This is a genomic window from Pedobacter glucosidilyticus DSM 23534 (assembly GCF_000425145.1).
Taxonomy (GTDB): Bacteria; Bacteroidota; Bacteroidia; order Sphingobacteriales; family Sphingobacteriaceae; genus Pseudopedobacter; species Pseudopedobacter glucosidilyticus.
Map to the genome: position 1 here is coordinate 130,628 of NZ_AULF01000010.1, position 22,206 is coordinate 152,833.

Here is a 22,206-nt window from a genome sequence, read left to right on the forward strand (position 1 = left end):
ACATGAACACAGAAAAGAAATTTCAAGGAACTATTGTTCCGGTTGTAGCGCCACTAGCGCATGATTATAAGCTGGATAAGGAGGCTGTAGAAAGGATTTTTTCTCACCTATATAAAAGCAATGCTTCGCCTTTTATACTGGGTACTACAGGTGAATCTGCTTCTTTGCCGCAATCTTTCAAAGAAGATTATATAAAAACAGCAGCAAAAATCAGAACTAAAGATGTAAAGCTGTATGCGGGTATATCATCTAATATCGTAGAAGACTCTATAGAGTTTGCGAAATTATGTTTTGATGAAGGTGTAGATGCAGTAGCGGCAACTTTGCCAACCTATTATCATCTGTCAGAAGATCAAATGAAACGCTATTTTTTAGAGCTAGCAGATGAAATTCCAGGACCTTTAATCATCTATAACATCCCGGCAACTACACACATGTCTATTCCGCTTTCGCTGATGGATGAATTAAGTTTACACCCTAATATCGTAGGTGCAAAAGATTCTGAACGTAGCGAGAAAAGATTAGATGATTCTTTAAACCTTTGGAAACACCGACCAGATTTTAGCTATTTCTTAGGTTGGGCGGCAAAATCCGCCCATGCACTTATCAACGGTGCCGATGGTTTGGTACCAAGTACCGGAAACATAACACCATCTATTTATGCAGAAATGTGTAAAGCAGTTTTAAATGGCGATGAAGACTTAGCTTTCCATTATCAATCACAGTCTGATAAATTAGGCCATTTATACCAGCATGACCGCTCTTTGGGCGAGTCTTTATGGGCTTTAAAAGTATTGATGAATGAACTAGGCTTATGCGAAAGTCATATGATGCCGCCGCTTTGCAGCTTATCCCTAAAAGAGGAAAACGAATTAAGAAAAGGTTTCCACGAGTTAATTAAAAAAGAAAAAATCACCCTGAATTTATTAAGCCATGCCTCATAAACCAATCATCGGAATTACCATGGGCGACCCGGCCAGCATTGGGCCAGAAATTGCCGTAAAAGCACTTCTTGATTTTAAAATCTATGATTATTGCCGTCCTTTATTAGTTGGTGATGCTGCCGTTTTTAAGCACATCATTAAAAAGTTAGGTTTAATGGCACAAATAAACCCTATACAAAACGTAGCAGATGCCCGTTTTGAAATGGGTAAACTAGATGTTTTTGATCTTCAGAATGTAGATTTAGAAAAGCTAGAGTTTGGTGCTATATCTGCCATGGCAGGCGAAGCATCTTTTCAAGCGGTTAAAAAAGTAATAGAATTGGCTTTAGCCGGAGATATTGATGCAACCGTAACTGGGCCTATCAATAAAAAATCTATCAATGAAGCTGGTCATCATTACGCTGGCCATACAGAAATTTATGCCGATTTAACCAATACAAAAAAATACGCCATGCTTTTGGTAGAAGATAACATGAAAGTTATCCATGTTTCTACCCATGTTTCTTTAAGACAAGCTTGTGATTTGGTTAAAAAAGAAAGAATTATAGAAGTTGTTGAGCTTTTACATCATGGCTTAATCTCTTTGGGCGAGAAGAATTTAAAAATCGGTATAGCAGGTTTAAATCCACATGCAGGAGATTCTGGTCTTTTTGGTACCGAGGATGATGAGGAGATTTTACCAGCCGTACAACAAGCTTTAGCTTTAGGTTATGATGTTGAAGGGCCTGTACCGGCAGATACCTTATTTTCTAAAGCTGCAACAGGTTATTATGGAGGTATCGTTGCGATGTATCACGATCAAGGGCATATTCCGTTTAAGCTTTCTGGTTTTAAATGGAACCCGCTTAAAAAGCAAATGGATAGCGTTAAAGGTGTAAACATCACGATGGGTTTACCTATCATCAGAACATCTGTAGACCATGGTACAGCTTTTGAAATTGCAGGTAAAGGCATTGCTAGTTCTGATGCCATGACTTTAGCCATAAACTCTGCTGTACAATTAGCAGCATACAGAAAAGCAGAAATCCAACAAGATTAGCTTCATGATGATAGCCGTTATTGCAGATGATTTAACAGGAGCAGCAGAAATTGGAGGCATTGCTTTAAGATACAACCTCACTGTAGAAGTGGTGTCTGCTTTGCAATATGCAAAAAAAGCTGATGTAATTGTGGTTAACGCCAATACCCGTTCTTTAACAGAAGAACAGGCTAGGGCTGTTATCAAAAGCATTTTTACTGATTTGCAAAAGCTAAATCCGCAGCTGGTATTTAAAAAAATAGATTCTGTTTTACGTGGTCATGTACTGCCAGAAATAGAAGAGCAAATGCTAGCAATAGGTCAGCAAAAAGCTTTAATATTGGCTGCTAGTCCGGCTTTAGGTCGAGCAATCAAAAATGGTCATTATTATATAGAGGGCAAACCTATTCATGAAACAGGCTTTGCTCAAGATCCAGAATATCCTGCAAAAAGTTCTTCTGTAAAAGACCTTTTACGTGTCACATCATCAGTTTTTCCGGTGCATGTTCAACATCACGAGAGTAATTTGCCAGCAATTGGAGTAACTGTAGGAGAGCTAGAGACTTTTGATGATTTTAACCACTGGCTAAAACATACCAATCATGATGTAGCCTTGGCCGGTTCATCAGCATTTTTTAATGCGCTATTAGCACAACGCTACACCAACTTATCGGCAAACCGTAAAGAACGCTTGATGCTTAAAAGTCCCATCATTTACGTTTGCGGAAGTAAATTTGATAAAAGTATACAATTAGTAAAGCAAGCACAGCAGCAAGAAGTGGTAAGTTATATGCCCGCTGCATTAGCTTATGATGTTATAAATCAAGCTACTTTATTAAAGCAATGGCAGCAAGAAATCATCCAGATATTACAATCAAAATCTAAAGTGATAATTGCTGTAAATACTTTAGAACAAGCACAAGAAGCTAGACCTGAGGATATCAAAAACCTGATGGCGAGCGTTTTAGAGATGGTATTGCAAGAGGTAAAGGTTAAAGAATTTATAATAGAAGGTGGTGCTACGGCATCGGCTATATTAGATAAACTTAAAATAAACCGCTTGCTCATGGTGCAAGAAATTGCCCAAGGTTTAACCAGAAGTATTGCAAAAGATCAAAAAATAAATATTACTTTAAAGCCAGGTAGTTATACCTGGACAAATAATATATGGAAGTTCTAAACTTCTTATAGCAACTAACCAATAAAAATGACTAAACCCGTTCTAGGAATAATTGATTATTGTATCATTATTGCCGTTTTACTAATTACCCTCTATTTTGGTTTGCGCTATGCCAGAAACCAAAAAACTACCGAGGCTTATTTTTCTGCCAAGGGTAGGGTGCCATCTTGGGCTATAGGGATGTCTTTATTAGCAACCTTAATCAGTAGCGTTACCTTTTTAGGCTATCCCGGCGAAGGTTTTTCTAATAACTGGATATTGCTAGTGCAAGGTTTAATGGTTCCAATTGTTTTGTTGGGCACCATTTGGTTTATTGTGCCGCTGTACAGAAAGGTAATTGGCCTAAGTACTTATGAGTATTTCGAGAAGCGTTTTGGCTCTTTTGCCCGCTATTATAGCTCTATAGCTTTTGTTTTAAGGCAGTTTTCTGGTATGGGAACCGTGTTTTACCTCTTAGCCGTTGCGCTTTCTAGCATGACAGGTTTTAACACTTTTTGGGTAATTATAGTAGTTGGTTTAATCATCATCATTGTGAACCTATTGGGGGGTATAGAGGCTGTAATTTGGTTAGATGTTTTCCAAGGTTTTATGCTTTTTGCTAGTGGTATATTGGTTCTATTGGTGATTATCTTCTCTGTAAACGGTGGTTTATCAACCATTTGGGATGTAGCATCGGCCAATGGAAGAACAGGTTTTGGCCCTTATGATGTAGATTTTACCCGACTTACTTTTATCGTTATGGCTATAAACGGGATGTTTTATGCCATTCAAAAGTATGGTACAGACCAAACCGTTATTCAAAGATATTTAACCGCTCGGTCAGATAAATCGGCAATAAAAGCTTCTTTATTAGGTATTTTATTAACGGTTCCTGTTTGGTCTTTGTTCATGTTCATTGGTACCGCCTTGTTTGTTTATTATCAACAACAAAGCCTTCCGGCAGATGTAAATGCTAATAGTGTATTCCCATATTTTATCATGACAGAGCTTCCTACTGGCGTAGTAGGTTTTATTTTAGCCGCCATGATTTCTGCTGCTATTTGTAGCCTAAGTGCCGATTTAAACTCCTTGGCAGCTGTAGGTATAGAAGATTATTATAAAAAAATTCGTCCGGGTAAGATAGATAACGAATATTTATTAGCAAGCCGTTGGATGGTGGCCTTATCTGGTTTTATAGCTATAGGGATAGGCGCTATTTATATTAATGTAGGTGGCGAGGGTGTTTTAGGAATCATCTTTACCCTGTATGCAATTTTCTCTGGTGGTATTGTGGGGATATTTTTATTAGGTGTTTTCTCTGCTCGGGCAAATAGGCAAGGGGTAAATATTGCTATTTTAGTTTGCATCCTTTTCACCTCCTATGCTTTTTTAACCTCTACTAAAATTGGCTTAGGAGAAGAGAAATTCTTATTGTTAGATATGGGCCCTTATAATTTCACTCACGATAAATTAATGTTAGGCGTTTACAGTCACCTTATTGTGATAGGTGTAGGCTATATAGCAAGCTTATTTTTTCCTAAACCAATACTAGACCGTAATTTGCTTTACAGCGGATGGGTTGCCGGCAGGAGAGAAGAGAGAGCACAAAATCTGGCAAATAAAAATCAATAGGTTTCATCATGAAAAAGATTCTTTTAATACTTCTTGTAGCTGCTTGTCATATGCTTTATGCACAGCAAGATAGCGACAATCAATACAAAAGGCCCTTAAAAGAGGTGATTTCAGAAATAGAAAGACGCTTTGACGTTAAAATAAAATACAGCGAAAACCAAGTTGTAAACAAATGGCTAAGCTATGCCGATTGGCGTTTTAGACCTAGTTTAGAAGAAACTTTAGACAATATTTTTAAACCTTTAGACTTAAAACTCAATAAAGAAAAAGACAAAGTTTATAAGCTTAAAGAGTACGAGTATTACCGTTGGGAAGTGCAAGACGGTTGGGGTAATTTAGACAGATTAGCTGCTTTATATAGCGATAAAACGTCTTGGGAAGCCCGTAGAGATTCTATTCGCCCACAACTTTATAAAGCACTAAAACTATCTCCCTTACCGGCATTACCTAAAAGTAAACCTATCCTTACACCACAAAGAGTGATGGATGGTTATACGGTAGAAAATATCGCTATAGAAATTATGCCGGGCTTATATGTAAATGGCTCTATTTATAAACCCTTGAAAATGAAGGGTAAAGTACCTGTTATTTTAAGTCCTGATGGGCATTGGTTTGATCATCGCTTTAGAGCCGATTGCCAAATCCGTTGCGCAATGACGGCTAAAATGGGGGCCATCACCGTAAGCTATGATTTATTTGGCTGGGGCGAATCTGGCTTGCAATTTAAGTATGAAGATCATCGCAGAAGCCTAGCCCAAACCGTACAAACTTTAGGCGCTATCCGTTTGCTTGATTACCTCTTAACTTTAAAAGAAGCCGATAAAACAAGGGTAGGCATCTGCGGAGGTTCTGGCGGTGGCAGTCAAACTGTATTAATGGCCGCCATGGATCCAAGAATAAATTTAAGCATCCCGGTAGTGTCTTTATCATCTTATTTTTATGGAGGTTGCCCTTGCGAAAGCGGTATGCCGGTACACCTTTGTGGCGGAGGAACCAATAATGTAGAGTTAGCAGCTATCACAGCGCCAAACCCACAACTGGTTATTTCTGATGGTGGAGATTGGACAGCCCATTTTCCTCAACATGATTATCCTTACCTCAAAAAAATGTATAGCTATTATGGTAAAGAGTCACAAATACAAAACGTTCATTTACCAGAAGATAAACACGATTTTGGTTTCTCTAAACGTAAAGCCGTTTATGATTTTTTAATTGCTCAGTTTAAGCTGGATGCTAAAGCCGTTCAGGATAAAAATGGTAATTATGACGAGTCTACCTGCACCATAGAGAAGAAAGAAGCCTTGTATGTATTTGGTGATAAAGGCGAAAAACTTCCTAAAAATGCCATCATGGGTTATGAGCAGTTAGAAAAGCTTTTTAAATAATCATTCCAATCAAATATGTCTAATCGTCGTTATTTTATTACTCAGCTGGGTGTTTTGGCTGCTGCTGCCTGTATGCCTCAAAGGCTTTTGGCTTTCGCCGATGTACCAAAACAGCGTTATAAAATAGCGGTCATAGATTTGATGATTCTAAAACGCCAGAAAATTTCTGCATTTCAACTCGCCAAAGATATTGGCGCTGATGGTTTAGAGCTAGATATGGGAGGCCTTGGCAACCGCGAAACTTTTGATAATAAACTTGCCGATGAAGCCACAAGAACAGCTTTTTTGGCGAAAGCTAAAGAATTGCAATTAGAAATTTGCTCGCTTGCCATGACAGGTTTTTACGCACAATCTTTCGCTACCCGGCCAACCTATCAAAAAATGCTTCAAGATTGTATAGATACCATGCAAGCCATGCAGGTGAAAGTAGCTTTTTTACCATTGGGTGTACAAGGAGATTTGGTTAAAAACCCCGAGCTAAGACCCGCTATTGTAGAACGTTTAAAAGTTGCAGGTGCTATGGCTAAAAAGGCTGGTATTATCATCGGTATAGAAACATCATTAAGTGCTACAGAAGAGAAAAAGCTTTTAAAAGAAATTGGTTCTAAGCATATTCAAATCTATTTCAACTTTTCTAATCCGCTAAAAGCAGGTAGAGACTTGATAACAGAATTAAAAATCTTAGGTAAGAAACGCATTTGCCAAATCCATTGTACAGATGAAGATGGCGTTTGGCTACAAGATAATCCGCGTTTAAATATGTATAAAGTAAAAGAAACCTTAGATGCTATGGGCTGGCAAGGTTGGTTAGTGATAGAACGCTCCCGCGATGCCCGTTTCCCAACTAAAGTACTCGATAATTTCTCGGCCAATACCGCTTTTATGAAAAAGGTTTTTCAGTTATAAGTATAAAGTACAGAGTATAAAGTTATAAGTATAAAGTACAGAGTAGAAAGTATAAAGATGCCTTAAAAAGTCAAAAGTAGAAAGTAAAAAGTAAAAAGAGCCTAAAAAGTGGATAATCAGGAACTAACTTTAAATACTAAAAATAATCTCTCCTAAGAACGAATAATGGCCTATGAAGATTTGGAAGTGTAGGCAAATAAATCTTTTGCAAAAACTTTCCTTAAGCAGTATCGGAAAACAATCCAACGGGTGTTGTAAATTCTTTCATCGAGCAAAACCATTCACACCACTCAGGATTGTGGATAAAGATTTATTTAGACGGAACGACAAATATTCATCAGCCTTGAATTTTTGGGTACTTTTTTTTCAAGAAAAAAGTGCCTAGGGCTGGCCGCCTATGAGGCCGGAAATACTTGTGCGGATGCCATTTTAATCTTTAATGATAATCATTATTCGCCTATATCGCCGGCGAGGCTCGTTCCTTTTGCGGGACCAAAAGGAACCAAAAGTCCTGATCAATCCCGCAGGAGCCTTTGCCGCACAAGGCTTACCCACACTCAAAAACAGGGAGCGCTTATTTTTGCTTGTTTATGCTTATTGAAAGTTAGTGAAAGCTCGAACACAAAACCGCATGCGCTATAGACTTTGATTTAAGTATAAAGTCAAAAGTACAAAGTAAAAAGAACCTGAAAGTTGGATATTTAAGAACTGTCTTTAAATATAAAACTCATCTTGCCGAAGAACGAGGATGGCCTATGAAGATTTGGAAGTGTAGGCAAATAAATCTTTTGCAAAAACTTTCGTTAAGCAGTATCAGGAAACAATCCAACGGGTGTTGTAAATACTTTCATCAAGCAAAACCATTCACACCACTCAGGATTGTGGATAAAGATTTATTTAGACGAAACAACAAATATTCATCAGCCTTGAATTATTCATTTTTTGTTTATTTTTTTCTTAGGTATTCATGAACTCGTTCCTCGTTTTTTGGGTACTTTTTTTTCAAGAAAAAAGTGCCTAGGGCTGGCCGCCTATGAGGCCGGAGAGCCTTGTGCGTAATAGCCTAACAAGAAAAGAAAAAGCTACTACCCGGCTAGGCTTAGGAAGCCTTAAGCGAAAACACCATTTCCAAAAGCTTCGTATACGCTTTATCTTTAACACAATCACATCCAATCTTAAAGCTAACATCCTATAAAACAAAGAAAATATCTTACACGATAGACGCAGCTTTCTATACTAAATTTGAAAGATAAACCTTTTGATAATCAAATTTTATCATCGTACAGGTAAATCAATCATTTAAAAGAAAGAAAACATGACATTTAAAGCATATCATGCTTATTTAATTGCCTTTTTATTATGTTTCAGTTCTTTCATGGCTTTACAGGCGCAAACATTAGCTCCTCATATTCAAAAAATAAATCATGAAGCAAAACCTTGGGTGTTTTGGTATTGGATGCATGCATCTTTCTCTAAAGAAGGTATCACTGCCGATTTAAAAGCCATGAAAGAGGCTGGTATAGCCGGTGCTTATATTGCACCTATTAAAGGCAAAACCAACCCGCCTTTTTATGAGCCTGTGATAGAAACCTTAACACCAGCCTGGTGGGATATTTTCAAATTTGCTTTAGAAGAAGCTAAACGATTTGATGTTCAAATAGCCCTTTTGCCTAATGATGGCTTCGCTACCGCAGGTGGCCCTTGGATAACGCCTCAGCTATCTATGCAAAAAGTGGTTTACAGCACCACAACTGTAAAGGGAGGTAGCTTGTTTAATACTGCTTTAAAACAGCCAGAAGCTTACCAAAATTATTATCAAGATATAGCGGTTTTAGCTTTTCCAACGCCGGGTGGTAAAACACAAAGTACACAAGAAATAAAACCTTTCATAAGCACTAGTAATAGGCAAGATGCCTCTTTTTTAATCGAAACGGGGCATAAAAAGAACTTTGGTAGTAATGAGCCTTGCTGGATACAATACGCTTTTGATAAACCTTTTCTTTGTCGTTCTATTAAAATAAGCGTTAATAATTTCAATCATCAATCTAACAGATTATGGGTAGAGGTGAGTGATGATGGAAAAAACTTCAGAAGCTTAGGTCGTTTACAAGCTCCAAGAACGGGTTGGCTAGATTGGGATGCCCCAGTAACACACGAAATAGAGCCTGTAAGTGCAAAATATTTTAGGTTTGTGTACAACCCAGAAGGTACAGAACCCGGTGCTGAAGATTTAGATGCTGCTAAATGGAAACAAAGCTTAAAAATTAACGGAATAGAGCTTTCATCATTACCAAAAATACATCAGTTTGAAGGTAAAAGTGGTTTGGTGTGGCGAGTAGGCGAACATACCAAAACCATTCCTGATGATTTAGCCATACCCATTGCAACAGTACTCAACATCAGCGATAAGCTAGACGCTAAAGGAAATTTAAAATGGACAGCGCCAAAAACACATGCCGAGTGGACAATCATTCGTATAGGGCATACTTCTACCGGACATAAGAACGAGACCGCTGGTGCTGGTAAAGGTTTAGAAGTTGATAAGTTTAATCCCGAAGCAGTAAAACTACAGTTTGATAAATGGTATGGCGAGGCTTTACGTGTAGCTGGTGCTGATTTAGCCAAACAAGTATTAGGTGTTTTTCATGTAGATAGCTGGGAGTGTGGTAGCCAAAATTGGTCGCCAGTGTTTATGGCCGAGTTTCAGAAAAGGAGAGGTTATGACCCTACGTTGTTCTTGCCAACTTTGGCGGGTTTCCCTATAGCAAGCCCTGCAAAAGCAGAACAGTTTTTATACGATATGCGCAAAACCATAGCCGAGCTGATGCATGATAATTTCTTTGTTACCCTTAAAAATCTAGCACAGCAGCATGGGGCCATTTTTACTGCCGAAACCACAGCTCCGGTAATGCTAGGCGATGGTTTAAAACATTTTGGTACGGTAGATGTGCCTATGGGCGAGTTTTGGGCTAAAAGTCCTTCTCATGATAAACCTAATGATATGCTAGATGCCATTTCTGGGGCGCATATTTATGGTAAAAATATCATTCAGGCAGAGGCTTTTACCACGGTAAGGATGGAGTGGGATGAGCACCCCGGAAATTTAAAAACTTTGCAAGACAGAAATTATGCTTTAGGTGTAAATAAATTAGTTTATCATGTTTATGTACACAACCCTTGGTTAGATAGAAAACCTGGTATGACCTTAGATGGCGTAGGTTTATACTTCCAAAGAGACCAAACTTGGTGGGAGCAAGGCAAAGAATGGGTTGCTTATGCAGAGCGTTGCCAATCTTTATTACAACAGGGTAAGCCAGTGGCAGATTTAGCTGTTTTTGTTGGCGAAGAATATCCCTCAAGAGCCATATTGCCAGACCGTTTGGTAAATACCTTACCGGGTATTTTTGGCGATGAAAGAGTAGCTTCCGAAGCGCAAAGAATGGCTAATAAAGCTTTGCCTACACAAAAAGTAGCAGGTGTAACAACCTCGGCCAATATGGCCCAGCCAGAGCGTTGGATAAACCCTTTAAGAGGTTATGCTTATGACTCTTTCAATGCGGATGTTTTACAGTTGGCTAGCTTTAAAAATGGTAAAGTTGTGTTTGCTAGTGGTGCCGAGTATCGCATTTTGGTATTGCCCTTAAAACATCAGTTAAATCCTAACCAATATTATACAGAAACATCATTAGCTAAAATTTTAGAATTGGTAAATGCAGGGGCACTATGTATCATCGGCGATAAGCCACAATTTAAAACAGGTTTAAAAGCTGATGAAAAGCTATTTAACCATGTAGTGGAAGCTATTTGGGGTGGTACTTTTGAAAATATTAAAGTGGCGGGAAGCTATTACGAGTTTAAAAATTCGGGTAATGGAAAATTCATTAAAGCTCCTTTTTTACCTCAAGATTTTAGCTTTTTAGGTGCTCATCAAGATGTTTTGGTAAAAGATGCTAATGGAAAAGAAGCTCCTGCAATAGCCTGGAATCATCGTAAAACCGAAACAAAAGACATTTACTTTATTGCTAGCCAATTAGAAAAAGAAAGGAATTTAAGTTTTGCTTTCAGCATAAGCGATAAACAAGCTCGTTTATACGATGCTGTAAGCGATACCAATATTCCGTTAAAGCAATATCAAGTTAAAGATGGTTACACGCATATCTCTATAAAACTCCCGGCAAACGGTTCTTTATTTGTAATTTTTGAAGGATCTTCATCCCTAAAGGAAATAAATAAAGGCTTCAACTATATCCAATATCAAAACCTAAAAAATATTTCTACTGCATGGAAGGTTAAGTTTAACCAAAGCCACGGTGGCCCTGCAGAAAGCATCATGTTAGATAGCTTACAAGATTGGAGCACCCACAGCAATCCGCAAATTAAATACTATTCTGGTACGGCTACTTACAACAATAGTTTTACACATAAAGCATCAAAAAACGAAGAAATATGGCTCGATTTAGGCGAAGTAGCCAACATTGCCAGTGTAAAAGTAAATGGTATAGATTGCGGTATTGTTTGGACACCTCCGTACCGAGTAAATATCAGCAAGGCTTTAAAGAAAGGCCAAAATCAATTAGAAATTAAGGTAAGCAATACTTGGGCAAATCGGTTAATTGGCGACCAATTACTGCCAGAAGATAAAAGAATTACCAAAACAACAGCCCCTTTTAGGTTAGAAGGTAAAGCCTTAAATAAAGCAGGCTTATTGGGTACTGTTTCTTTATTAAAAGTTATAGAATGATGAATAAGAAAATTTATATCAGCTTATTAGCTGGCTTTTTAGCTTTAAATAGCAGTTACGCACAAACCAAAGCCATGGTTAATACGGCTGCTAGTCCTTACGCTAAGCTAAAAAGCCTTGATATGGGTGCTGTAAACTGGACAAACGGTTTCTGGGCAGAACGTTTTCAGGTATGTAAAGAAAGCATGGTGCCGCAATTATGGAAAGTTTATACCAGTGCAGACATCAGCCATGCTTACAGAAATTTTGAAATTGCTGCTGGTTTAGAGAAAGGAAACCATAAAGGTCCGTCTTTTCATGATGGCGATTTTTATAAAACCTTAGAGGCAGTTGCTAGCTTATATGCTTCTACCAAAGATGAGCAATTAAATAAAATGATGGATGAGGCTATTGCTACGATAGCTAAATCTCAAAGAGAAGATGGCTATATCTATACCAAAGCCATGATAGAAGAGCGAAATACAGGTATTCGAAATCAGTTTCAAGATCGTTTAAGTTTCGAGGCTTATAATATTGGCCATTTAATGACAGCCGCTTGCATCTATTACCGGGCTACTGGAAAGCGTTCTTTGTTAAATGTGGCAGTAAAGGCCACAGATTATCTGTACAATTTTTATCAAAAAGCATCGCCAACTTTAGCAAGAAACGCTATTTGCCCATCGCATTATATGGGTGTGATAGAAATGTATCGTACCCTTGGTGATAAAAGATATTTAGAGCTTGCCAAACATCTGATAGATATTAAAGGAAAGATAGACGATGGTACTGATGATAACCAAGATAGAATTCCGTTTAGAGAACAGAAGAAGGTGATGGGCCATGCTGTTAGGGCTAATTATTTATATGCTGGCGTTGCCGATGTTTATGCCGAAACAGGCGATGCTACCTTAATGAGCCAATTAGATAAGATGTGGCATGATGTAACGCAGCATAAAATGTATATTACCGGAGGTTGCGGTTCTTTATACGATGGTGTATCGCCAGACGGAACTTCTTACAACCCTACCGAAGTACAAAAAATACATCAGGCTTATGGCCGAGATTACCAATTGCCCAATTTTACAGCACATAATGAAACTTGCGCCAATATTGGTAATGTTTTGTGGAATTACCGTATGTTACAGCTTAGCGGAGAGGCTAAATATGCCGATGTGATAGAACTAGCGCTTTATAACAGCGTATTATCAGGCATTAGTTTAGATGGTAAACGTTTTTTATATACCAATCCTTTAAGCTATAGCGATGCTTTGCCTTTTAAACAGCGTTGGTCTAAAGATAGGGTAGAGTATATTTCATTATCTAATTGTTGTCCGCCTAATACCGTACGTACCCTAGCAGAAGTAAGCAATTACGCCTATAGCGTGTCTGATAAAGGTATTTGGATAAATCTGTATGGTGCCAACGAGTTAAAAACTGCTTTAAAAGATGGCTCTTCTTTATTAGTTAGCCAAGAAACAGTTTACCCGTGGAATGGCGATATTAAATTAACCGTTAAAGAGAGTAGCAAAAACCCATTCTCTTTCTTTTTAAGAATACCAGGTTGGGCTTCAAAAGCTAGTATTATGGTTAATGGTAAAGCACTCGAAACGCCTGCTACACCTGGCACATACGCAGAAATTAATAGAAAATGGAAAAAAGGAGATGTCATCAGCCTAAATATCCCTATGGAAGCCGAGCTGATAGCAGCCAACCCATTGGTAGAAGAAAATAGAAACCAAATAGCCGTAAAACGTGGCCCGGTGGTGTATTGTGCCGAGTCTGTAGATATGCCACAAGGTACCAGTGTTTTTTCTTTAACTATACCAGCAAGCGCCCAGTTTAAAGCTGTTCCTTTACAATTTGCAGATAGTAAAATGATGGCTTTAGAAGCCGATGTAAAAATGGTAAAAGCACAAAACTGGACAAACCAACTCTACCAAAAAATAAACACCCAAACAGAGCAAGTAAAAGTAAAATTGATTCCTTATTATGCATGGGGCAATAGAGGTCATGTAGCAGAAATGTCTGTATGGTTACCTTTGAGTAGATAGGTGTTGAATGATTGATTGATTAAATTTTTAATTTTTTCTTTTTAATTAGAAAAGCAAAGCTTATACTGCTATCACCCGCCAGTCCGGTGCTCTGCTTTACTCCTCGTCCATTTTCCGCAAAAGCTCCAAATGTCTTGTGGGGTATCGCTGCCGCCCCGGTTTAGCTGGGGTGGGGTTGGTGCATGTGGGTTGCAATATCTTTCCAAGACATAACTAGGCGATATAAAATTTTACCTTACCTAAAATTCCGTCGCCTAGATGGTGTGAAAATGCCGGGTAAGGAATTAGGCAAAGGCTTCTTATTTCCAACTAGGTGTTGCTTTTAATATGTGACTCAAAAGAGAGATTTTAAAATAGCCATATTTTTATCGATGAATAATTGTAAGAATCCACTACTCAGGTTAGACTGTATTCTTGCGCAATCGGGCATTTATATGGAAACCCCATAAAGACTAAATTAAAATTGGAAACTAGCATAAATTTAAAGTACAATCCATTAAAAATTAGTGTTATAACCATAATTTTAGTAACAATATGTATGAGAGTTTCGTATGTTGAAATATACGTATGAAAAAACTGAGATTCTCACAACACAACATTTTTACCTATGAAAAAATTTAAAAATGTATTACCTATAATGTTTTGCTTAAGCGTTTTTATTTACGGTTGCAAAAAGGAAAATAATAACATGCGAGTACTTCCTCCAGTAACCATGGAAGGTAAAAATACGTTTGGGTTTATGCTTGACAATACGGTTTGGTTACCAAGCAGAAAACTTATATTATTCCCTAATTCTAGCAGAAAGCTATGCGTCAGCTACCAAAAAGAGAATGGAGAACTTTCGATAAGAAGTTATAGAGATAATTTAAAAGATAATTTACTTACAGACAACATATATATATATTTAAAAGATATAAAAGAAGAAAAAGTTTATGAATTAAATTCTTCCAATCTCAGGGAGATTAATCTGTATATAGATATAAATCCTACAAAAGCCTATTCTTTCATACCCTCCTTAAACAAAGGAACGCTACACATTCACAAACTGGACACAGTCAACAATATTATATCCGGTGAATTTGAAATAGAGCTCACGAAAACAAATGAAAGTAAAACCATTTTAATAAGTAAAGGGAGGTTTGATCTCCAAATGGATTATTGTACAAGTAATTAAAATCACCAGTAAATTATTTAACATCTTGCCTATGAGAATCTTTACACCTAAAAACATTTTGCTTATTTCTGACAGCTTTTTTAATATCACTGTTACAGCACAAAACCTAAGGATTACCCATTATACCAATAACGGAGCAGAATATACAGATTCCTTATGGTTTACCACAGTCCGGTGCTCTGCTTTACTCCTCGTCCATTTTCCGCAAAAGCTCCAAATGTCCTGTGGGGGTATCGCTGCCACCCCGGTTTAGATGGGCTGGGGTTGGTGCATGTGGCTTGCAATATCTTTTTAAAACATAACTGGGCGATTTAGAATTTTATCTTATCTAAAATTTCATCGCCCAGATGGTTTGAAAATGCCGGGCAAGGAATTAGGCAAAGGCTTCTTGTTTCCAACTAAGTGTTGCTTTTAACATGTGACCCAAAAGAGAGATTTTAAAATAGCCATATTTTTATCGATGTATAAGTGTAAGAATCCACTACTCAGGTTAGACTGCGTTTTTGCGCAATCGGGCATTTATATAGAAACTCCATAACGACTAAATGAAAACTGGAAACTAGCATAAATTTAATAGTATTTTAAAAGTTAATTTATAAAAGAGCTCTATTATTGGTTTTTAAAAAGGTTATTATACCTCAATCATACTTAAATTCTACAATGCAAGTCATTCAAAATTTGTACTTTAACCATAATTTTGTAACGATATGTATCAGAACTTCGTATGTTGAAATATATGTATTGAATAAAAAAGAGATTCTCACAACACCAAAACTTTCTATCTATGAAAAAAAATCGAAATATATTACCCATAATGTTTTGCCTAACCGTTTTTATTTACGGTTGCAAAAAGGAAAATAATAACATGGGAGTACTTCCTCCAGTAACCATGGAAGGTAAAAATACGTTTGGGTTTATGCTTGACAATACGGTTTGGTTACCCGGAAAAAAAGGGTATTTCTATCCATTCTTTGGCAAACTATTGTGCATAAAATATGACAAAGAAACAGGGGAGTTAAATCTTCAAAGCCGCAGAGACAAATTTGATAATGAAACTGACGTTTCTTATATATCTATAGACTTGACCAACATAAAAAAGGAGCAACTTTATAACCTCAACTCTTCTAATGTAATTAATATTTCCATGCAAATAGCGGGTAGTACAAAAGGTTATTACTTTAATTATAATGCAAACAATGGTTTTATTGACATTCACAAACTGGATACTATCAACAACATAATATCCGGGGAATTTGAGATAGAGTTAATAGAGAGAGAAAGCAGCATAAATAAAAAGAAGATATATGAAGGTAGATTTGATCTTCAAATGGATTACTGCACTAGAAACTAAATTATTACCTTTTTTTAAAATATCTTTTTTGCCTATGAAAATTTTTACATTTAAAAACATTTGCTTGTTCCTTACAGCGTCTATCTTTAGTATCACTGCTACAGCACAAAACCTAAGGATTACCCATTATACCAATAACGGAGCAGAATATACAGATTCTTTATGGTTTACCACAGTCCGGTGCTCTGCTTTACTCCTCGTCCATTTTCCGCAAAAGCTCCAAATATCCTGTGGGGGTATCGCTGCCACCCCGGTTTAGGTGTAACAACACACAACAGCATCATATCTAATGTTTACGTTTCTGAACTCTTTCTAAAAAATTATTTATGTTTACAATAGCGCAAATTTTAGCTGTAACAAAAGTTTATAAAATTTGTCTTATACAAAACAAAAAATCACATGCAGCCATTAATAACCATTACGGATATAGGTAGAAAATATGTTATTGGTTCAGAAACCATACACGCTATAAAATCCGTAACACTTACTATAAACAAAGGGGAGTTCGTGGCTTTAATGGGCCCTTCGGGCTCTGGAAAGTCTACTTTGATGAATATTTTGGGTTGCTTAGATACCCCCACTAAAGGAGAATATATTTTAAATGGTATTCAAGTAAGTCAAATGACAGATAGCGAGCTTGCAGAGGTTAGAAATAAGGAAATTGGCTTCGTTTTCCAAACTTTTAATCTTTTACCGCGTTCATCGGCACAAGATAATGTAGCCTTGCCTTTGGTTTATGCTGGGGTAGCTAAGAAGGAACGTGATGAAAGAGCGGCTACAGCTTTAACAAATGTAGGCTTGGCTAACAGATTACATCATAAACCAAACGAGCTTTCTGGAGGACAAAGACAGCGGGTAGCAGTTGCCCGAGCTTTAATTAATAATCCTTCTATCATTTTAGCTGATGAACCAACAGGGAATTTAGATACCAAAACATCAATAGAAATTATGGGCTTGATAGAGGAGATACATGCAAAAGGTAATACCATTATTTTGGTTACCCATGAAGAAGATATTGCGCAACATGCACACCGTATTGTGCGGATGAGAGATGGTTTGGTGGAAGATGATTATCAAAACCAGGATATTAAGACTGTAGCAGAAAAAGTTTAAACTAATTTTATAATACGCTCATTTTTCTAAACAAAAAAAGCTTTATTTAGTTAACTCAACAATGAGCATGAAAATATATACCAAAACTGGAGATACAGGTTATACTTCTTTAATTGGTGGAACCAGGGTTCCAAAGCACCACATTAGAATAGAATCTTACGGAACTGTTGATGAGTTAAATTCTTATATAGGTTTAATTAGTGACCAAAACATAGCCCATGAAGATAAAGCTATACTAAAAGAAATTCAGGATAGGTTGTTTACCATTGGTTCCTCACTGGCATCAGATCCAGAAAAATCTAAAAAGAAAATCCCTGATTTACACGAAGAAGATATCTTATTGTTAGAAAACGAAATAGATAAAATGAACGAAAGTTTACAACCTCTAAAGCATTTTATTTTACCAGGCGGTATAACGGCTTCTTCTTATTGTCATTTAGCAAGATGTGTTTGTAGAAGAGCCGAGCGTAATGTGGTACACCTAGCAGAAGAGAGCTTTGTTGACGATAAAATAACCATATACCTAAACCGTTTGTCTGATTACTTGTTTACTTTAGCAAGAAAAGTAAATGCAGATCATCAAATTTTAGAAAACAAGTGGATTCCTAGAGTTTAAAATAATGTTGAAAACTTTTTTAGGAACTATGAATTATTCATATACTTTTGCGATTAAATTAAAATTCTAAGAAATATGTATTGGACATTAGAATTAGCTTCTCATTTAGAAGATGCTCCGTGGCCAGCCACTAAAGACGAATTAATAGATTATGCTATCCGCTCAGGTGCTCCTGTAGAAGTTATAGAAAATCTTCAAGCCTTGGAAGATGATGGCGAGCCTTATGAAAACATTGAAGAAATTTGGCCGGATTATCCAACAAAAGATGATTTCTTCTTTAATGAAGATGAATACTAAATTAAAGCCCGAATGTTATGATCGGGCTTTTTTGTATACAAAAATATACGTTTAACAATAAGCTTGCATGTCCTTTTTAACTTCTAAGTAACAAAACTGTTTTTGGTCTGGTTTTGGTTTAGGTAATTTTATAATTATCAAAACATTAAAAACTATAAAAAACAAGGACATGGGAAATTTACTTTATTTAATCGCAGTTATATTAGTTATTATCTGGGTTTTCGGAGCTTTTGTATCTCCATTTGGAGGAGGATTAATTCACATCTTATTAGTTATAGCAATTATTGCAGTACTGTTAAGAATTATTAGAGGGGCTTAATATACATGGCTATATTAAAAAGAAGCGAGGCTCATTTCGGCCTCGCTTTTTTTGTGCCTTTTTTATTTTATCAATTCTATTTTTGCTAAACGCATTTACAATATCGGATGAAGATAGGATATTTAGCATTTAATAATTGCCAGATTTACGCTTTCCAAGCACTTTCTATACCTAAAGTTAAGCCTGAAATTTCGCATAGGCCTTTCATACGTCCAATCAAAGGGTAGCCAGGATTACTGTCTTTATGAAAATCATCTAAAATCTTTAAACCGTGGTCTGGTCTAAAAGGCATACGCGTATCTTTTCTACCTTCGGTAATTCTCCTTTTTTGTTCTTCCAGTAAAATTTTTAAAACGCCGTACATGTCTACTACACCATCTAAATGTGCCGATTCGTAAAAACTTTTTTCACCCAATTTTTTAATATTTCTAAGGTGTACAAAATGTATACGCTCTGCAAAACGTTTGGCAATAGCCATCAGATGGTTATCAGTTCTTACTGATAAAGAGCCACTACAATAAGTTAAACCATTGTTTAAAGATGGATATTGGTTAAATAACCATTCAAAATCTTCTTCGGTACTGGCAATTCTAGGTAAGCCCAATAAAGGAAAAGGAGAATCGTCTGGATGGATACATAAATTGATACCACATTCCTCGGCAATTGGTAAAACATCTTCTAAAAATTTGGCTAAATGATGTCTTAGCTTAGGTTTATCAATATCTGCATACCTGCTAAGGTAGTATAAGAAATCTTCTTTAAAAGTTGCGGCATTATCTACAGTACCATTAATAAAACCTTGAGTTACCACAATAATGTTAAAGGCTAAGGTGTTTCGCTCTTCCTCGCTCATCCCATCAAAAATGATTTTTGCCTTGTCCACAACCTCTTTAGGGTAATCTTGTGCGGCTTTGGGTCTGCCGAGAATAAAAATATCAAAAGCAGCAAAAGTATTATGGTCATATAACATAGATTCAGCTCCGTTATCATGCTTATAATGCAAATTGGTACGGGCCCAATCTAATACAGGCATAAAATTATAACAAACCGTATCTATACCACATAAAGCCAAGTTTTTAAGAGAAGTCTTATAATTTTCTATAGCTACGGCTCTTTTCTGACTGTAAATTTTAATTTCTTCAGCAACAGGAAGGCTTTCTACCACGCTCCAGCGCATACCATAACGTTCAATTTCTTGTTTAACTTTTAAAATTTCTTCTACAGGCCAAACGTCACCAGCTTTAATATGGTGTAGAGCGGTAACAATTCCTTCAACACCAAATTGTTTTAAATCTGATAACTTTATAGAATCTTTAACGCCAAACCATCGCCAGGTTTTTTCTAATGCCATAACTAATTTTTTAAAAGCCCAAAAATAGGAAATGTAAGACAATTTATGCAATCGGTAGCATAACACTTTTACAGCTATTTCAAGCTATGGCATACGTATTGAGTGTTTAGGTCATCATCTTCATTTTAAAAACATAAACATCATGATTAAAATAACACCTGCACATCCAAATTACGGGTTATCTAAAAGTAAAGATGAAAACTCTTTAGATGAAAATTTTATTAGTCCTTTACCTAGAGCAGTTATTCGTCCTAATCATTTTATTTTGTTAGATGGCGAGTGGAAATTTACTATCGACCCAGAAAATGTAGGTTTACAAGAAAGCTGGTATGTTAATCATGATTATCAATACACCGCACAATGGCCTGGTAGTGTAGAAGAGCATATTAAAAATGGTTTAAAATCTGATGTGAGCTGGTACGATAAATATGTGGTTTGGTACGAAAGAAGTTTTCCTAAGCCAGTGATGCATAAGGAAGACATCCATCCACCATCCCAATTACAATTAACTTTTGGTGCTTGTGGTTACGAAACTCAGGTTTGGTTAAACGGACATCATTTAAAAACGATTGATGGCGAGGAAATACATTATGGCGAGTATACCTCTTTTTCTTATGAATTAGATGAGATGCTTCTACAAAATGATAATCGTATTACGGTAAGAATCGCGGTAAGCATGGATGCAGATATCCCCAGAGGCAAACAAGAATCTCATATTTATAAAAGAGGAGGTATTTGGTACCAAACCTATACCGGGGCGGTAAGAAGTATATGGTTAGAAACGGTAGAAAGAAATAGGTTACGCTCTAGAGTAGGTGTAGTAAGCGTTGTTGAAGATAATTTGGTAAGATTTAATTTTACTACCCGTATACACGACCCAGGTTTGTATACCATCCGGCTAAAGGTTCATCATAAAAAACAAGAAGGAGAAGAGCCCATTGCTGTAGATGAGTTTCCTTTACTTTTAAGTGCTGGCGAAAAACAACAACGTTTAGTAATGGAGATTCCTGATGCTAGGTATTGGTCGCCAGAGTCTCCACACTTATACAGGTTGGTGGCACAGCTTGTTGATACCAATGGCTATGCTGCGGAGATAGAAACTCATTTTGGACTTCGGAAAATTGAAGCCCGAGGTGCTTATGTTTATCTCAACAATCAAAGAATTTATTTAGATGGCATTCTTTACCAGCCCGGTACAGCTACTTATGAAGAAATAAAAAGGCACATGTATGCCATGAAAGAATTGGGGTGTAACCTGGTCAGAATTCATATTGCTGGGGTAGACCCCCGTATTTATAAAATTGCAGATAAGCTGGGTTTATTACTTTGGTTAGAGGTACCTAGTCCACACAGTTCTAGTCATAAAAGCCGTATGAATCATAAGGAAGAGTTAAACCGAATGCTGGCCTTGATAGAAACACACCCATCCGTTGTGATATGGAGTTTATACAACGAAGATTGGGGCGCACAAGATATTGCCAGTAACCTTGAGACCCGTAATTACATCATGGAAAGGTATCATTTTATGCAGATAGAGCATCCTCAATTTTTAGTGGTTGATAATGATGGCTGGCAACATATTTCTTACCAAGGGCGCTTAAAAAGCGATTTATTAACTGCTCATTTATATACGGCAGAGCTTGAAAGATGGAAAGAAATGTTGGATAATTTGATATCCGGGCAAATAGACCATGTTGCAGTTTTACCTTTGGTTGTAGGCGATCCGTTTTTTTATCGTAAACAAGTGCCTTTACTAGTGAGCGAGTGGGGTGGATTTGGTTTTGCTAACTATGGTGGTCCGCAAGATGCTGCGGATAGAGAGATATCTATCAAACAGTTTAAAACTGAGTTAAGAAAGAGAGAAATTGCTGGCGATGTTTACACCCAAGCTACCAATATTGAAGACGAGAAGAATGGTATCATTGATTTTAAAACAGGTGCTTTAGAGGTAAAACCCGGTTTATTAAACTCTAACCCTTATTTATAAGGCTTTATGTAGCATATTTATTTTTATTGTAGCTTAAATGATACTACTTAGATGATAAAAAAGTCATAAACAAAAGATTAAACAAAAAATTCGCTTACGTATTAATACGGTAAATTTTTAAGTCTTAACCTAAAAGACAATAAAAAATAGTCCTAAAAAATAGATAAACGTATTAGTTATTGT

At 36.8% G+C, this 22,206-nt stretch carries 17 protein-coding genes; 16 read left to right on the forward strand and 1 reads right to left on the reverse strand.

Annotated elements, in window-relative coordinates:
• Window positions 1-2: 2 nt before the first annotated feature.
• The 15 genes from H510_RS0104030 to H510_RS20090 all read left to right on the forward strand — a co-directional run bounded on the left by H510_RS0104030 (window position 3) and on the right by H510_RS20090 (window position 18,685).
• Window positions 3-944 (forward strand): dihydrodipicolinate synthase family protein, encoded by a 942-nt coding sequence (locus tag H510_RS0104030; protein WP_026903136.1) that lies wholly within the window; start codon window positions 3-5, stop codon window positions 942-944.
• Window positions 934-1,983, forward strand: coding sequence for a 4-hydroxythreonine-4-phosphate dehydrogenase PdxA (gene pdxA, locus H510_RS0104035; RefSeq protein ID WP_026903137.1), 1,050 nt, complete (start codon window positions 934-936; stop codon window positions 1,981-1,983). The genes H510_RS0104030 and pdxA overlap by 11 nt, the downstream gene beginning before the upstream one ends.
• A gap of 4 nt (window positions 1,984-1,987) precedes the next feature.
• Window positions 1,988-3,142: a four-carbon acid sugar kinase family protein gene (locus tag H510_RS19480; RefSeq protein ID WP_026903138.1), complete on the forward strand. Its 1,155-nt coding sequence runs from the start codon at window positions 1,988-1,990 to the stop codon at window positions 3,140-3,142.
• A 27-nt stretch (window positions 3,143-3,169) separates the two neighbouring features.
• On the forward strand, window positions 3,170-4,753 hold the full coding sequence (locus tag H510_RS0104045) for a sodium:solute symporter family protein (RefSeq protein WP_026903139.1): 1,584 nt from the start codon (window positions 3,170-3,172) through the stop codon (window positions 4,751-4,753).
• An 8-nt stretch (window positions 4,754-4,761) separates the two neighbouring features.
• Window positions 4,762-6,138, forward strand: a complete 1,377-nt coding sequence (locus H510_RS0104050; protein ID WP_036691807.1) for a DUF4974 domain-containing protein — start codon at window positions 4,762-4,764, stop codon at window positions 6,136-6,138.
• A 15-nt stretch (window positions 6,139-6,153) separates the two neighbouring features.
• On the forward strand, window positions 6,154-7,044 hold the full coding sequence (locus H510_RS0104055; RefSeq protein ID WP_026903141.1) for a sugar phosphate isomerase/epimerase family protein: 891 nt from the start codon (window positions 6,154-6,156) through the stop codon (window positions 7,042-7,044).
• 1,315 nt (window positions 7,045-8,359) lie between these two features.
• A complete protein-coding gene (locus H510_RS0104060) occupies window positions 8,360-11,785 on the forward strand; it encodes a glycosyl hydrolase (RefSeq protein ID WP_026903142.1) in 3,426 nt (1,141 codons plus the stop codon).
• The gene (locus H510_RS0104065) at window positions 11,782-13,815 is read left to right on the forward strand and encodes an aceric acid hydrolase (RefSeq protein WP_026903143.1); all 2,034 of its coding nucleotides are present in this window, start codon (window positions 11,782-11,784) and stop codon (window positions 13,813-13,815) included. Before H510_RS0104060 ends, H510_RS0104065 begins: the two co-directional genes overlap by 4 nt.
• Window positions 13,816-14,422: 607 nt before the next feature.
• Entirely contained in the window at window positions 14,423-14,989 is a 567-nt protein-coding gene (locus H510_RS0104070; protein ID WP_026903144.1) for a Riean_0653 family protein, read from the forward strand.
• A 784-nt stretch (window positions 14,990-15,773) separates the two neighbouring features.
• Window positions 15,774-16,340 carry a Riean_0653 family protein gene (locus tag H510_RS0104075; RefSeq protein WP_155977814.1) on the forward strand — a complete coding sequence of 189 codons (567 nt, stop codon included), beginning with the start codon at window positions 15,774-15,776 and terminating at the stop codon, window positions 16,338-16,340.
• Window positions 16,341-16,374: 34 nt separating this feature from the next.
• Window positions 16,375-16,599 (forward strand): hypothetical protein, encoded by a 225-nt coding sequence (locus H510_RS20660; protein WP_155977816.1) that lies wholly within the window; start codon window positions 16,375-16,377, stop codon window positions 16,597-16,599.
• A 140-nt stretch (window positions 16,600-16,739) separates the two neighbouring features.
• Complete coding sequence (locus tag H510_RS0104080; RefSeq protein WP_026903146.1) at window positions 16,740-17,453, forward strand: ABC transporter ATP-binding protein; 714 nt, start codon at window positions 16,740-16,742, stop codon at window positions 17,451-17,453.
• Between the two features lie 67 nt (window positions 17,454-17,520).
• Complete coding sequence (locus H510_RS0104085) at window positions 17,521-18,069, forward strand: cob(I)yrinic acid a,c-diamide adenosyltransferase (protein WP_026903147.1); 549 nt, start codon at window positions 17,521-17,523, stop codon at window positions 18,067-18,069.
• A 75-nt stretch (window positions 18,070-18,144) separates the two neighbouring features.
• Window positions 18,145-18,366: a DUF2795 domain-containing protein gene (locus tag H510_RS0104090; RefSeq protein WP_002996718.1), complete on the forward strand. Its 222-nt coding sequence runs from the start codon at window positions 18,145-18,147 to the stop codon at window positions 18,364-18,366.
• A 169-nt stretch (window positions 18,367-18,535) separates the two neighbouring features.
• On the forward strand, window positions 18,536-18,685 hold the full coding sequence (locus H510_RS20090) for a lmo0937 family membrane protein (protein ID WP_155977818.1): 150 nt from the start codon (window positions 18,536-18,538) through the stop codon (window positions 18,683-18,685).
• A 145-nt stretch (window positions 18,686-18,830) separates the two neighbouring features.
• Here the strand turns inward: H510_RS20090 and uxuA are convergent, their stop codons facing one another.
• Window positions 18,831-20,036 (reverse strand): mannonate dehydratase, encoded by a 1,206-nt coding sequence (gene uxuA / locus H510_RS0104100; protein ID WP_026903148.1) that lies wholly within the window; start codon window positions 20,034-20,036, stop codon window positions 18,831-18,833.
• A gap of 142 nt (window positions 20,037-20,178) precedes the next feature.
• On the opposite strand from uxuA, the gene H510_RS0104105 reads away from it, so the two are divergent.
• The gene (locus H510_RS0104105) at window positions 20,179-22,023 is read left to right on the forward strand and encodes a glycoside hydrolase family 2 (RefSeq protein ID WP_026903149.1); all 1,845 of its coding nucleotides are present in this window, start codon (window positions 20,179-20,181) and stop codon (window positions 22,021-22,023) included.
• Window positions 22,024-22,206 lie beyond the last annotated feature (183 nt).

Bases quoted from the DNA above. Each gene is read 5' to 3' on its own strand.
- H510_RS0104050 (WP_036691807.1), top strand. From the start codon at position 4,762: ATGAAAAAGATTCTTTTAATACTTCTTGTAGCTGCTTGTCATATGCTT.
- uxuA (WP_026903148.1), bottom strand. From the start codon at position 20,036: ATGGCATTAGAAAAAACCTGGCGATGGTTTGGCGTTAAAGATTCTATA.
- H510_RS0104055 (WP_026903141.1), top strand. From the start codon at position 6,154: ATGTCTAATCGTCGTTATTTTATTACTCAGCTGGGTGTTTTGGCTGCT.
- H510_RS20660 (WP_155977816.1), top strand. From the start codon at position 16,375: ATGAAAATTTTTACATTTAAAAACATTTGCTTGTTCCTTACAGCGTCT.
- H510_RS0104070 (WP_026903144.1), top strand. From the start codon at position 14,423: ATGAAAAAATTTAAAAATGTATTACCTATAATGTTTTGCTTAAGCGTT.
- H510_RS0104065 (WP_026903143.1), top strand. From the start codon at position 11,782: ATGATGAATAAGAAAATTTATATCAGCTTATTAGCTGGCTTTTTAGCT.
- H510_RS0104105 (WP_026903149.1), top strand. From the start codon at position 20,179: ATGATTAAAATAACACCTGCACATCCAAATTACGGGTTATCTAAAAGT.
- H510_RS20090 (WP_155977818.1), top strand. From the start codon at position 18,536: ATGGGAAATTTACTTTATTTAATCGCAGTTATATTAGTTATTATCTGG.
- H510_RS0104030 (WP_026903136.1), top strand. From the start codon at position 3: ATGAACACAGAAAAGAAATTTCAAGGAACTATTGTTCCGGTTGTAGCG.
- H510_RS19480 (WP_026903138.1), top strand. From the start codon at position 1,988: ATGATGATAGCCGTTATTGCAGATGATTTAACAGGAGCAGCAGAAATT.
- H510_RS0104060 (WP_026903142.1), top strand. From the start codon at position 8,360: ATGACATTTAAAGCATATCATGCTTATTTAATTGCCTTTTTATTATGT.
- H510_RS0104090 (WP_002996718.1), top strand. From the start codon at position 18,145: ATGTATTGGACATTAGAATTAGCTTCTCATTTAGAAGATGCTCCGTGG.
- pdxA (WP_026903137.1), top strand. From the start codon at position 934: ATGCCTCATAAACCAATCATCGGAATTACCATGGGCGACCCGGCCAGC.
- H510_RS0104075 (WP_155977814.1), top strand. From the start codon at position 15,774: ATGAAAAAAAATCGAAATATATTACCCATAATGTTTTGCCTAACCGTT.
- H510_RS0104045 (WP_026903139.1), top strand. From the start codon at position 3,170: ATGACTAAACCCGTTCTAGGAATAATTGATTATTGTATCATTATTGCC.
- H510_RS0104085 (WP_026903147.1), top strand. From the start codon at position 17,521: ATGAAAATATATACCAAAACTGGAGATACAGGTTATACTTCTTTAATT.
- H510_RS0104080 (WP_026903146.1), top strand. From the start codon at position 16,740: ATGCAGCCATTAATAACCATTACGGATATAGGTAGAAAATATGTTATT.